The 13,132-nt window shown below is 72.8% G+C and carries 10 protein-coding genes and 1 pseudogene; 3 read left to right on the top strand and 8 right to left on the bottom strand.

All coding sequences use genetic code 11. The annotated features are described in order from the left end of the window. Positions 1–32 precede the first annotated feature (32 nt). Complete coding sequence (locus tag AWQ70_RS28625) at positions 33–1,961, top strand: glycosyltransferase family 2 protein (protein ID WP_084517912.1); 1,929 nt, start codon at positions 33–35, stop codon at positions 1,959–1,961. Between the two features lie 20 nt (positions 1,962–1,981). Here the strand turns inward: AWQ70_RS28625 and AWQ70_RS28620 are convergent, their stop codons facing one another. The 5 genes from AWQ70_RS28620 to AWQ70_RS28600 all read right to left on the bottom strand — a co-directional run bounded on the left by AWQ70_RS28620 (position 1,982) and on the right by AWQ70_RS28600 (position 8,727). Beyond that, complete coding sequence (locus AWQ70_RS28620) at positions 1,982–3,007, bottom strand: alpha/beta fold hydrolase (protein WP_067182612.1); 1,026 nt, start codon at positions 3,005–3,007, stop codon at positions 1,982–1,984. Between the two features lie 48 nt (positions 3,008–3,055). After that, complete coding sequence (locus AWQ70_RS28615) at positions 3,056–4,399, bottom strand: MFS transporter (protein ID WP_067182610.1); 1,344 nt, start codon at positions 4,397–4,399, stop codon at positions 3,056–3,058. Between the two features lie 77 nt (positions 4,400–4,476). Continuing rightward, entirely contained in the window at positions 4,477–6,348 is a 1,872-nt protein-coding gene (locus tag AWQ70_RS28610) for a helix-turn-helix domain-containing protein (protein WP_067182609.1), read from the bottom strand. Continuing rightward, positions 6,349–7,110 carry a 3-hydroxybutyrate dehydrogenase gene (locus AWQ70_RS28605; protein WP_067182876.1) on the bottom strand — a complete coding sequence of 254 codons (762 nt, stop codon included), beginning with the start codon at positions 7,108–7,110 and terminating at the stop codon, positions 6,349–6,351. Positions 7,111–7,302: 192 nt separating this feature from the next. After that, positions 7,303–8,727 carry a class II fumarate hydratase gene (locus tag AWQ70_RS28600; protein WP_067182608.1) on the bottom strand — a complete coding sequence of 475 codons (1,425 nt, stop codon included), beginning with the start codon at positions 8,725–8,727 and terminating at the stop codon, positions 7,303–7,305. Positions 8,728–9,187: 460 nt separating this feature from the next. Here AWQ70_RS28600 and AWQ70_RS28595 point away from each other — a divergent pair, with 460 nt between their 5' ends. After that, entirely contained in the window at positions 9,188–9,784 is a 597-nt protein-coding gene (locus AWQ70_RS28595) for a DUF6879 family protein (protein ID WP_067182607.1), read from the top strand. 233 nt (positions 9,785–10,017) lie between these two features. Next, the gene (locus tag AWQ70_RS28590) at positions 10,018–10,734 is read left to right on the top strand and encodes a hypothetical protein (RefSeq protein WP_067182605.1); all 717 of its coding nucleotides are present in this window, start codon (positions 10,018–10,020) and stop codon (positions 10,732–10,734) included. Here AWQ70_RS28590 and AWQ70_RS28585 read toward each other — a convergent pair. The 3 genes and pseudogenes from AWQ70_RS28585 to AWQ70_RS40020 form a co-directional block, all read right to left on the bottom strand. Beyond that, on the bottom strand, positions 10,683–11,882 hold the full coding sequence (locus AWQ70_RS28585) for a sensor histidine kinase (RefSeq protein WP_067182603.1): 1,200 nt from the start codon (positions 11,880–11,882) through the stop codon (positions 10,683–10,685). The two genes, AWQ70_RS28590 and AWQ70_RS28585, sit on opposite strands and share 52 nt — an antisense overlap. Continuing rightward, positions 11,876–12,574: a response regulator gene (locus AWQ70_RS28580; RefSeq protein ID WP_067182601.1), complete on the bottom strand. Its 699-nt coding sequence runs from the start codon at positions 12,572–12,574 to the stop codon at positions 11,876–11,878. Before AWQ70_RS28580 ends, AWQ70_RS28585 begins: the two co-directional genes overlap by 7 nt. 302 nt (positions 12,575–12,876) lie before the next feature. Next, a pseudogene (locus AWQ70_RS40020) lies at positions 12,877–13,132 on the bottom strand (hypothetical protein); the annotation flags it as partial.

Here is a 13,132-nt window from a genome sequence, read left to right as displayed (position 1 = left end):
GAGCGTCGCATCGGCCGGGCACCCTTGGCGACATGGGTGTGAAGGTCAGTGTTGTGGTCTCCGTGTGCGACGCCGGACCGGCGGACGACGCCTTCGACGCGAGCGTGCGCTCCCTGACGGAGCAGTCGCTGCCCGCCGAGCAGTACGAAGTGATCTTCGCGGACGACGGGTCCACGGACGGGACCCGCGAGCGGCTGGACGCCGTGGCCGCCACGCGGTCCAACGTCCGCGTGCTGCACCTCGACCACAGCGGCAGCCCCACACGCGGCCGCAACGTCGCCCTGTCCCTCGCCCGCGGCGACTACGTCTACTTCGTGAACCAGTACGACCGGCTGGAGCACAGCGCCCTGCAGAACATGTACGGCATGGCCGTACGGGCCGGGGCGGACGTGCTCGTCGGGCGGCTGGTGGGAGAGGGCACGCCGCTCTCCGCGTTCACCGGGAGCCGGGAGCGCGCGGACGTCATCCGCGACCGCCTGCTGGCGCTGCCGACCGCGCACAAGCTGTTCCGGACCGGGTTCCTCGCCGAGCACGGGATCAGGTTCCCCGACCGGCCGCTGGCCGAACAGGCGTTCGTCACCCACGCCTACCTCGCCGCGGGCGCCATCGCCATCCACGCCGGACAGATCTGCTGCCGCGTCGCCACCCCCCGCGAGGAGGCGCCGGAGGACCCGGCCGCTCTGGTCGCCGGGCTGCGGACCATCCTCGACATCGTCGAGGCGTACACGCGGCCGGGGCAGCGGCGCGACCGCATCCAGGCGCACTGGTTCCGGGTGCTCGGGCTGCGCCGCCTGGGTGGCGCCCGGTCGGAGGCGGAGGGGGAGCACCGCCGGGCCGTCCTGTTCACCCGGCTGAGGGAGCTCGCCGCCGAACGGCTGCCCGCCCGGCTCGACGCGTACCTGCCGGTCCACCTGCGGGCGCGTGCGGCGCTGCTGCGCGCCGGCCGGCGGGAGGACCTGGCCCGGCTCGTCGCCGCCTCGCGCGGGACCCGGCTGAGCGCCGAGCTGCAGGAGGTGCGCTGGGACCAGAGCGTGCTCACCATGGACCTGGCCGTCGAGATCGTCGACGCGGGCGGGGCGCCGCTGCGGTTCAACGCCGAGAACGGCCGCCTGTACTGGCGGCCGCCGACCCCGATCGAGGGCCTGCTCCCCCCGGAGATGGCCGACGTGACGGAGGCGGCCCGCCGGGCGCGCATGGAGGTCTACGTCCGCGACGCGCAGTCGGGCGTCGCCTACTTCCTGCCGGTGACCAGCACCGTCCAGCACGCCCGTGACGGCGACGGCGTCCGGGTGTGGGCCGCGGGCCAGGCCCGGCTCGACGTCGGCTCCGCCGCGCTCGGACGGCCGCTGCGCCCCGGCGTGTGGGAGGTCCACGTGCGGATGCGCGGCGTGCACCCGGCCCGCACCCGGGTGGCGCGGGCCCAGTCGCCGATGAACTGCGCGGGCGTCCTCGCCGACTATCCCCGGCGGCTGGTCGTGCCGTGCTGGTCCGGCCGGGGCGAGCTCAGCGTGTGCGTGGAGCCGAGGTCCTTCTCCGAGTCGATCGCGCTGGTGTCGCCCCGGGCGTCGGTCACCCACAGCGACGACGACGTCTACGTCGTCATGCCGGTGCCGTACGTGCCGCCGAGCGGGGGCCCGGCGGTCGAGCTGGTGCTGCGCCGGCTCGACGGCAGGGGCAGGGGCATGGCCGTCCCCGCGATCGTCGAGCCCGGCGTCCCCGGCCGGGTGGCCGGCCAGCTCGTCGCCAAGGTGCCCGTACGGCGAATGGGCGGCGACGGCTGCCTCGGCCCCGGCGCGTGGCGGCCGGGGCTGCGCACCGAGGGCAGGGACGTCGATCTCCGCTTCACGCTGGAGGTGGGCCTGCGGGGGCACGTCCGGGTGCGGCCGGCCGGCACGCGTGCCACGCCGTCGCTGCTGCGGAGGATCGCCGCCAGGATCCCGGGCTACGCCGCGCTGAGCTGAGCGGGACCCCGGCGGCGGGGCTACGCCTTCGCGAGGTGGGCGATGAGCGCCGCGCGGAACTCGGCCGGCTTCTCGATGTGGGGACTGTGGCCGCAGCCGGGGAGCGCGACCTCGTGAAAGTTCCCGTAGCGTTCGAGCGCGGCGCGCGTCTGGGTGACCATCGGCTGGGCGGGCGTGCCGTCCCATCCGGGCACCGTGCCGATCGCCCCCAGATGCGCCAGGTCGAACAGGGACGTGTCGGAGACGATCACGTCCGCCTCGCCCCTGATCCACAGGATGGGCGGCTTGGGCTCGATCGTGTGCAGGTCGTCGATCCGGAAGCGGGTCGGCGCCATCGTGTTGAGCACGCCCCTCTCGCCCGGCGCGACGCCCGGCCAGGCCGCCGCCGTCGCGGTGTCGCCCGGGTAGTGGTCCTCGCCCAGCCGGGTGGACAACATCGACTCGACGTAGGCGTCCTCGTCCTCGCCGAGATCGGTCCCCGGCACCACGTACGCGGTGCGGAGCACGTTGCGCGGCGACACCGGCGAGTCCGCCGACCGGTCGCCGGCCCGGAGCGCGGCCACGAAGTCGGCGTTGGCCGTCCCGCCTCCGGCGCCGGTGCCGTCCGGGTGCGTCAGGACGCCGTCCGGCCCGGTCGTGCCGCCGAACCCGTACGGCGAGACCGGGTTGACCAGAGTGGCGCTCCTGACCGCCCCCGGCCGGTCGCGGAGCGCCTGGAGGACGACGCCGCCGCCCATGCTCCAGCCCACCAGGTGGGCGGGGCCGATCAGGTCGAGGAGCGCGAGGACGTCGTCGGAGTAGTCGCGCAGGCCCCGCGTCGCGTCCACCGGCGCCGGGTCGGAGTCGCCGAACCCGCGCAGGTCGACGGCGAGCGGGCGCAGGCCGGCGGCGTCCGGCGACTCCGCGAGCGCCAGCATGGTCGGGCGCCAGAAGGCGCTCGACGAGACGTTCCCGTGGACGAACAGCACGGGGTCGCCGGTCGTTCCCGGCACGGAGAGGACGTTGAGCGTCGTACGCGCGGTGCCGATCCGCTCGGCTGAGATCATGGTGCGGCTCCAGGTGGATGGGGTCGGAGGGTCGGATCGTCGTGTTCCTCAGGACTCCTGGACGGCGTCGGTCGTGGACGCGTCGCGGGGACCGGAGGTCGGCTCGATGGCGGTCAGATCGCGATCGCGGGTCTCCTTGGCGGCGACGACCGCGATCACCGTGATCACTGCCGAGACGGCGACGTAGAGGGCGATCGGGACTCCGGAGTCGAACCCCTGGAGCAGCGCGACCGCGATGATAGGGGCGGGAGCGCCGGCCACGATCGAGGCGAGCTGGTAGCCGGCCGACACGCCGGAGTAGCGCATCCTCGTGGCGAACAGCTCGGAGAAGAACGCGGCCTGCGGACCGTACATCGCTCCGTGGAAGAGCAGGCCGACGGTGACCGCCACCGTCGCCAGGGCGAACGACGCGCTGTCGACGAGCGGGAAGAACGCGAACGCCCAGAGGCCGATGCCCGCCGCGCCGATCAGGTACACGGGGCGGCGGCCCAGCCGATCGGAGAGCGCGCCCCACATCGGGATGGTGACGAAGTGGACCGCGGAGCCGATCAGCACCGCGTTGAGCGCCGTCTCCTTGGTCATGCCCGCGGCGGTGGTGGCGTAGACGAGGACGAACGCCGTGATCACGTAGTACGAGACGTTCTCGGCGAGCCGCGCGCCGATCGCCACCAGGACGTCGCGGCGGTGATGGCGCAGCACCTCGCGGATCGGGGCCTTCTGCGAGGGAGGCTGGTTGGCCAGCGCCTCTTTGAACACGGGCGACTCGGTGACGGTGAGCCGGATCCAGAGCCCGACCAGCACCAGCAGGCCGGAGAGCAGGAACGGGATGCGCCAGCCCCAGGCGAGGAACGTCTCGTCGGACTGGATCGCCGCGAGCAGCGCGAGCACCGCGGTCGCCAGCAGGTTCCCGCCCGGCGCGCCCGCCTGCGGCCAGGAGGCCCACAGGCCGCGCCGCGCGGGATCGCCGTGCTCGGAGACCAGCAGGACCGCGCCGCCCCACTCGCCGCCGAGGGCGAAGCCCTGCACCAGCCGCAGCGCGGTGAGCAGCAGCGGCGCCGCGGCGCCGAGCGTGGCGTACGTCGGCAGGCAGCCGATCAGGACGGTCGCGCCGCCCATCATCAGGAGGCTGACCACGAGCAGCCGCTTGCGGCCCAGCCGGTCGCCGTAGTGCCCGAAGACCAGACCGCCGAGCGGCCGTGCGACGAAGCCCACGGCGTACGTGAGGAACGCGAGCAGCGTGCCGGTCAGTGCGGTCTCGGCCGGGAAGAAGAGCTTGTTGAACACGAGCGCGGCGGCCGAGCCGTAGAGGAAGAAGTCGTACCACTCGATCGTGGTGCCGATCAGGCTGGCGCCGACCACCTTGCCGATCGGGGTCCGTGTTTCGTTGGCCACGGGGAACTCCTAGGTTGGGGGGTCCGGCCAACATATGCTGTGACGAATATCACTCCTATGGCCGCTTCGCACATACCTCAGGCGTCGGTTGTGTGGCTCCGCAGGCGGTGCAGCCGCAGGGCGAGCTGGATCTCCAGGGCGCGTTCCGGCTCCTGCCAGTCGGCCCCGAGGAGCTGGGCCACCCGGTCGAGCCGCTGGGTGACCGTGTTCACGTGGATGTGCAGGGCGTCGGCCGTACGGGACAGGGAGCCGCCCGCGCCGAAATAGGCGGTCAGCGTCCTGATCAGCGCCGTGCCGCGCCGCCCGTCGTAGTCCAGGACCGGGCCGAGCGCGGAGGTGAGGAAGCCCGAGACGTCCCGCCCCTCGCCCATCAGCAGGCCGACGAAGCCGAGTTCGTCCGCGCTCGCGCCGTCACCGGCCCGTCCGAGCGCGAGCAGCGCGTCGGCGCAGCGCTGCGCCTCGCGGTACGCGTCGGGCACCCCCGAGGCGGCGGTCCCGGTGGCGATTCCGGAGGCGGCGGCCCGGGCGGCCCCGGCGGTGGCGGGGCGGCCGAGCGACACGCTCAGCTCCCGGGCGACGCGGCGCGCGACCGCGCCCGGTCCGTCTCCCGGCAGCAGCAGTACGACGTCGTCCCCGCGCGCGGCCGCCAGGCCGTGGGCGAGCGCGGCGTGCGACGACGCCCAGAAGGCGGCGCGCTCCCGCTGCCCCTCGTGGCGGGCGACGACGAGCACGTGCGGCAGGTCGAGGTCCACGCCCAGCCTGCGCGCCCGCTCCCCGAGCCCGGCCAGGTCGGGGCGGGAGATCAGGTCGTCGAGCAGCTCGCCGCGCACCCGTCCCTCGGCCTCGGCCACGCTGCGCCGGAAGAGCAGCAGCAGCGCGGTGACGATCGCCGCGCGTTCCAGGATGCGCTGGTCGGCGGCGGCGACCTGCTGCCCGGTGCGCAGCACCAGCGTGCAGACCGGCGCCGCCCCCACGTCCACCGAGGCGACGTACGCGCCGTCGCGTTTCACCGTACGGCCGAGCGCGCGTGAGGACCGGGCGGCGTCGGACACGCCCGCGTCGACGTCGGCGGCCCGGCCCACGAGAGGGCGCCCCTCGTCGTCGAGCACGGTGACCGTGCCGCCGAGGACCTCCGTGACGACCGCGGCGACGTCCTCGACGCCGCCGCCGCGCAGCACCAGGCCGGTCATCCGGTCGTGGGCGTCGGCGGCGCGCTCGATCGCCTCGCTGTGCGCGCTGATCACGCCGTTGGCCTCGCTCAGCTCGGCGAGCGCGGCCCGGGTCTCCTGGAGCAGCCGCGCGGTGTCGATCGCGACGGCGGCGTGCGCGGCCAGCGAGCAGAGCAGCGCCACCTCCTCCTGGACGAAGGGGCGCGCGCTGCGGTTCGCCGCGAACAGCACGCCGATGACCTGGGTGCCGAGCCGCAGCGGCACGCCGAGGATGGCCACCAGGCCCTCCTCGTGCACGGCCTCGTCGATGGTGTTCGTGTGCCGCAGCCGCTCGTCCGCGAAGTAGTCCGCGGTGTTGTACGGCGTGCCCGACTGGGCGACCAGCCCGCCGAGCCCCGCGCCCATGGCGAGCCGCAGCCGCCGGAAACGCGCCGAGATCGAGCCGTCGGTGACCCGCATGTAGGTGTCGCCGCGCTCGGCGTCGTGCAACGTCATGTAGGCGATGTCGGTGGACAGCAGCCGCCTGGCGCGCTGCACGATCGCCGCCAGCACGGCGTCGAGGTCGGTCAGCCCGGCCAGGTCGCCCGCGGTGTCGAAGAGGGCCGACAGCTCGGCCTCCCGCCTGGCCCTCCTGCGCAGCATGGCCCGCACCTTCAGGGCCGCGACCTTGTCCTCTTCGAGCTCAGCCGTGTCGAGGCCGGCCGCGCGGGCCTGGAGGACCGGGCCCTCGAACTCCACGGCCGAGGCCTCACGGGCGAGGAGTTCGAGATAGGGGTTCACTTAGTGCGCGCTCCATCCTCCGTCGAGCGGGATCGAGGCTCCGGTGATGAACGAGCCCTGTGGACCGCAAAGATAGGCCACGAGCTCGGCGACCTCGTCCGGCTCCACCAGCCGCTTGATCGCCGCCGGTGCCAGCATGATCCGCTCGACCACCTCGTCCGGGCCGATGCCGTGCGTCCGCGCCTGCGCCGCGATCTGGTTCTCCACCAGCGGGGTCCGCACGTACGCGGGGTTGACGCAGTTGGAGGTGACCCCGTGGGGCGCGCCTTCGAGCGCGATGACCTTGGACAGCCCCTCCAGGGCGTGCTTGGCCGTCACGTACGCGGACTTGTACGGCGAGGCGCGCAGTCCGTGGACGGAGGAGATGTTGACGAACCTCCCCCAGCCGCGTTCGTACATGCCGGGCAGGACGGCGCGGGCGATCAGGAACGGCGCCTCGACCATCACCTTGAGGATCTTGGCGAAGATCTCGGGCGGGAACTCCTCGATCGGCGCGACGTGCTGGAACCCGGCGTTGTTCACGACGATGTCCGCCGAGACGTCCGGCACGGCGTCGGCCCAGGCGTCCGGGAAACCGGGGTCGGACAGGTCCACCGCGACCGCGACGCCGCCCGTCTCGGCGGCCACCGCGGCGGCGCTCTCGGCGTTCATGTCGGCGACCACCACGTGCGCCCCCGCCGCGGCGAGCCGGAGCGCGCACGCCCTGCCGATGCCACTGCCCCCACCCGTGACCAGGGCCGTCCGCCCCTCAAGGCTCGTCATGCCGACCAACCCTAGGAATCGCGGGGCGACCGGCCCATGGTGGCCGTGGACATATATGCGGCCCTTTCTATGTGGCTCCGTCGCGCCCACCGCCCGGGGCCGCAGGCGACGCGGGCTTCCCCTCACCCGTGCCGTCGGCCGCGCCGGCGTTCCCGTCGGTGTTCGTCGACGGCGGTGATTCCCGGAAGCCTCCTAATCCCGATCGCGGGTCGGGTCGTCCGCCGGCTGCTCGGGCCGCGTCATGGACAGGACGTCGAGGACCTCGTCCAGCCGCTGCGCGCTGATCGTGCCGTTCGCGACGTGCCCGCGCTCGACGACCACCTGCCGGATGGTCTTGCGCTCGGCGAGCGCCTGCTTGGCGATCCTGGCCGCCTCCTCGTAGCCCACGTAGCGGTTGAGCGGGGTGACGATCGACGGCGAGGACTCGGCGTACTCCCTGAGCCGGTCCACGTTGGCGGTGATCCCGCGTACGCAGCGTTCGGCGAGCAGCCGCGAGACGTTCGCGAGCAGCCGGATCGACTCCAGCACGTTGCGGGCGATCACCGGAAGCATCACGTTGAGCTCGAAGGAGCCGGACGCGCCCGCCATCGTGACGGTCGCGTCGTTGCCGACGACCTGCGCGGCGACCATGGTGACCGCCTCGGGGATCACCGGGTTCACCTTGCCCGGCATGATCGACGAGCCGGGCTGGAGGTCGGGCAGGTTGATCTCGCCGAGTCCGGCGCGCGGGCCGGAGCCCATCCAGCGCAGATCGTTGGCGATCTTGTTGAGGGAGACGGCGACGACCTTGAGCGCGCCCGACAGCTCGACCAGGGCGTCCCGCGCTCCCTGCGCCTCGAAGTGGTCCCTGGCCTCCGTGAACGGCAGGCCGGTCGTACGGCTCAGCTCCTCGATCACGGCCGCGGCCCAGCCGAGGGCGGGGGTGTTGATGCCGGTGCCGACGGCGGTGCCGCCCAGCGGCAACTCGGCGAGCCGGGGGAGCACCGCCTGGATCCGCTCGATGCCGAGCTCCATCTGCGTGGCGTACCCGCGGAACTCCTGGCCGAGCGTGACCGGCGTGGCGTCCATCAGGTGGGTGCGCCCGGACTTCACGACGTCGGCGAACTCGACCGACTTCTCCTCAAGCGCGGTCGCCAGGTGCTCCAGCGCGGGGGTCAGGTCGTGGGTGACCGCCTGGGTCGCGGCGACGTGGATCGACGACGGGAACACGTCGTTGGACGACTGCGCGGCGTTGACGTGATCGTTGGGGTGGACCGGGCGGCCCAGCCGCTCCGACGCCAGCGTGGCGATCACCTCGTTGGCGTTCATGTTCGACGACGTGCCCGAGCCGGTCTGGAACACGTCCACGGGGAACTGGTCGTCCCATCGCCCGGCCGCGACCTCGTCCGCCGCCTCGCGCACGGCCCGCGCCATGTCCTGTTCGAGCACGCCGTACCGGGCGTTGACGGTGGCGCAGGCGGCCTTGATGCGCCCGAGTGCCGAGATGTGGGCGGGTTCGAGGCCCCGCCCGGAGACGGGGAAGTTCTCCACCGCCCGCTGCGTCTGCGCCCCCCACTTGGCCGAGGCGGGCACCCGAACCTCACCCATGGAGTCGTGCTCGATCCGGAAGTCGTCCATGCTCCAGTCCTATCAAGAACGCGTCGGGCCGCCTCCGCCCGCCCGACCCCCGCGCCCGTCCCTGATTTCGGGCCCACCCGCCCGTGCTCCGGTCTCCGCCCGCCCACCGGCCCCGGCCTCGCCTGCGTCCCGCGCCCGCCTGTGCCCCGGCTCGTTCGCCGTCCGGGACTCGGTCCGCCCACCGCCCGCGCCCGCCGCCGGAACTCGTTCTTGACTGGTTTGTGGAATTTGTTGATCGTGACTCTTGACCACATCCCAGAGAAAGGCCGCCCGGACGACGTCGTCCCCGACCTCCAGGACCTGCGGGAGGCCGGCGCGAGGTGCGTGATCCCGACCGCGTGCTCGACCGGATCGAGGCGCGGAGACGGACCGCCGCACCGAGCGCCGTGCCGAGCGCCGGACGCGGCGCGGCGACGGGACGGCCGGCCGGGACGCTGAGCCGCCGACCTGAAAGGGAGACATGGATTTCGTCGACACTGTGCGGAACGCGCCGGCGCTGACGCTTCCCGTCGAGGAATACCAGGCCGAGTTCGCCGAGGTCTACGCGTCGCTGACGGAGCCGGCGCTCAAGCTGGAGCGGGCCCAGCATTTCGACGAGGAGGACTTCCCGAGCTGGGTCGCGTTCCTGGAGGGCGACTGGAACCGCTCCCTCGCGCTCCTGAGAGAGACTCGGGAGCCGCTCGTCGAGTACTACCGCCGGCACGCGGAGTTCCGGCGGGTGCGGATCGTCGACAGCCCGCTGACGCCGTACATGCGGTGGGAGTTGCACGCGTTCGTCGAGCGGGTGGCGGCGGGGGAGCGGATCAGGGTGCTCCCCGGCCCCGACGTGGCGGATATGGAACGTTCTGGCCCGCTGCCCGAGTTGGTGATCCTCCGGCCGGACCGGATGTACGAGGTCCTCTACGACGAGGGAGGAGTGCACACGGGCGCGCGGCGCATCACCGACCCCGGCGTGGTGGAGTGCGCGCGGGACGTGGTGTCCTCGCTCTTCGACCGGGGCGAGGAGCTGACGGACTTCTTCGAGCGCGAGGTCGCCGCGGCCACGGCACGGGGCTAGATCGCCTGGTCGACGGCCGGACGGAGGCGCCGGCTCGGCGGCGACGGCGACGGAACGCCCCGGCAGTCGGGTGGAGGCCGTCTACGGTGGAACGACGACCCGGCCGGGGCCCGGCTCCGCTCGACCGAGGAGCGCCGACCAGTCCTCCGGGGGACGACGCGCCGCGGCGCCGACACCTACCTTCCCAACCCGACCGCCCGGTTCGTGGCGGACTCCATGGAAGGGAAAGATCAATGTCGGTGCTCGCGGATCCGCGTACATTTCGTCGAACGGCAGCCGGACTCTGCCTGATCATCGCGCCGCTCGTCTATGTGGCGGGCATCCTTTTCGACCCGGCGCTCAGACAGGGACGGGGCGATGACACCGTCGGTGTCTACGGCGAGTTTCCGGAGCAGGTCTCGGTCAGCGCCTCGGTGCTCCACTGGAGCTGGGTGTTGCTGCTCCCCGGCATCATCGGGATGATCCACCTGATTCGGGGGCGTGGCGTCATCTTCGGGCACATCGCCGGAGGGCTGGCCTTCCTCGGCATCGTGAACTTCTCCGGGCTGATGCTCGGCGACTTCTTCTACTCACGCCTCGAACGAGCCCTCCCCGCCGCTGAGGGTGCCGCTCTGGCGGATCAGGCGTTCGCCGACCCCGGGGCCCGGTTCGGCTTCCAGATCCCGGGTTTCATCGGGCTGCTCGGACTGTTCCTGCTCGGCCTGGCCCTGGCCTACGCCCGGCGCGGGCCGTGGTGGGCTCCCTTCGCGATGCTGGCCGGCATCCTGGTGGGGCCGATCTTCCCGTTCGGCACGATCGGGGGCGGGGCGCTCTATCTGGCCGGCGCCGGGGTGATCGGGCTCAGGATGCTGCGTATGAGCGACGACGAGTGGTCGGGCGAGCCGGTCCAGCCCACGGCTCAGCCGACCTCGACCGGGTCGCCGAGCGGGAACCTCGCGAACACCCGGTAACCCCCGCCGGCGATGGGGCCGGCGGTCAACTCACCGCCGTGCATCTCGGTCCGCTCCCGCATCCCGATCAGGCCGTGCCCGCCGTCCGGTGTGCGCTCGGCGGCGCCTTCGTCCGGTCCCGCTCCGTCGTTGATCACCACGATGCTCAGCTCGGCGGGGCCGTACGCGATGGTGATGTCGACCCCGGAGGCGCGCGCGTGTTTCAGCACGTTGGTCAGAGCCTCCTGGATCAGGCGGTAGGCGGAAAGATCGAGCCCGGACGACAGGGGGGTCGGGGTGCCGATGACCCGCAGGTCGACCTGCGGCCCCGCCTCCCGGATCTGCGCGATCAGCTCGTCCAGACGGTCCAGGCCGGGCTGGGAGACGGGGGAGTCCCCGTCGCCCGAGGACCGCAGCATCCCCAGCATGAGCCTGAGCTCGCCGATGGCCTCCCGGCCGGCCTGTTCGACGCCGGACAGCAACACGCGTTCGCGTTCCTGTTCGGGACCGTCGCCGAGCATCCTGCGCACCCCGCCCACGTGCAGGGTCATCAGGCTCACGTTGTGGGAGACGATGTCGTGCAGCTCGCGGGCGATCCGCGCCCGCTCCGCGGCCACCGCCCAGCGGGCCCGCTCCTCGCGTTCCATCTCCAGGCGGGTGGCGTGCTCGGCCAGCCGGGCCGTCCGCTGTATCTGCCGGCGCAGCAGGACGCCGCTGGTGTACGCCACCCCCACGAAGATGGCGGTTATCAGGATTTCGGGGATGTCGATGTGTCGCAGGGTCTGCAGGTGGCCGTACGCGATCAGCAGGCAGCCGATTCCGGCGATCCCGCGGCGGCTGCGCAGGTCGGCCGCGCTCGCCACGTTGTGCAGCAGGATCAGGGTCGAGTAGAAATGCCATGCGGCGTAGTACTCCGCGTTCGTCATCCTCTGCACAGCGAAACCGAGCCCGGTCAGCAGCAGAAGAGCGGTCATCGGGAATCTGCGCCGGAAGAGCAGCAGCGTCCCGGAGAGGATCGCTCCCGCGATCATCGGCGTCGGGTTCTCGATCTGGTCGTCCCCGACCCCCTGGCGGCCGATGGACTCCACGAGCCCGGCGACGGTCACGGCGAGGGAGAGCAGCAGGTCCGGCCAGGTGGGCCGCCAGTCGCGGAACAGCCGCGTCAGCATGGTTCGTCCCGCACACCGTCCCGTGGGCCCTCTCGCAGCCGCTGCCCGGGCCGTACGATCCCGGCCTCGTAGGCGAACACGACCGCGTGGACGCGGTCGCGCAACCTGAGTTTGTGCAGGATGTGGGCGACATGCGTGCGCACGGTCGCCTCGCCGATGCGCAGCTCCTGCGCTATCTCGGGGTTGGACATCCCGTCCGCGAGCAGCCGCAGCACCTCCAGTTCGCGCGAGGTCAGCGTGGCCAGCTCGGGCGCCGGGGCCGGCCGGGGCTGGGCCGCGAACGAGTCGATCACGCGTGGGGCGACCGCGGGGTCGATGATCGCTCCTCCGGCCGCCGCCGCGCGTACGGCCTCGATCAGCTGCTCGGCGGGCGAGCTCTTGAGGACGAAGCCGTGAACCCGCGCGCGCAGCGCGGCGTGCAGGTTGTCGTCCGTGTTGAAGGTGGTCAACATGATGATCTTGGGTGGTTCGGGGTCTTGAAGGAGCCGCCGGGCGGCGCTCAGCCCGTCCAGTCCCGGCATGGCGATGTCCATCAGCAGGACGTCGGGCCGCAGTAGACGGGCCATGCCGAGAACCTCGCGGCCGTCGGCCGCCTCCCCGACGACCTCGATGCCGGGCGCGGTCTCGACGACGAGCCGCAGTCCGGCACGGATCATCGCCTGATCGTCCGCGATGACCAGCCTGATCGTCACTCGAGTCTCCGGTCTCTCCGCAGGACTACAGCGTAAAGGTACGAGATCGGCGAGATATTGATATCCCCGGAAACGGTGAGATGAGACGGATATGTCTCCGCCACGCGGCGGACCTCGCCTCCGCCACGCCGCTGATCCGGTTCCCCCTACGAGCCCGACGGGCCACGCGGTTCGGCTTGAACGGCGGGTCCGCGTTCCACGGCGACGCGGCCCGGATGGTGCCGCCTGTCACGGGCCGCCCCGGCCCTCGACCCGCCGGCCGGGGACGACACCCCGGTCGGCGGCTGCCGGACACTCCCTGGTCAGCCGCGCAGCGCCGTCATGGCGACGACGACCAGGACAAGGAACGCGACGACCGCGAGCCCCATCAGAAGGAGCACGCGGATCCGCCCGCCCCGGTCGGGTGCCGGCGTGTTGTGCATGGCGAACAGGTCGGTGCCCAGACCGCCGCCGGCCGGGCCGGCCGGCCCCTGCGGCAGGTGCGCGACGGGCGACTGGGAGGCGGGCGGCGGCGGGCCCTGGCGGCGAGGCGCCACGCCGGGCGGCAGGCCGGCGACG

This window comes from Microtetraspora niveoalba, assembly GCF_001570405.1.
GTDB classification, from domain to species: Bacteria; Actinomycetota; Actinomycetes; order Streptosporangiales; family Streptosporangiaceae; genus Microtetraspora; species Microtetraspora niveoalba.
The sequence above is the reverse complement of the archived record's forward strand: the minus strand, read 5'-3'. Positions and strand labels throughout refer to the sequence as shown.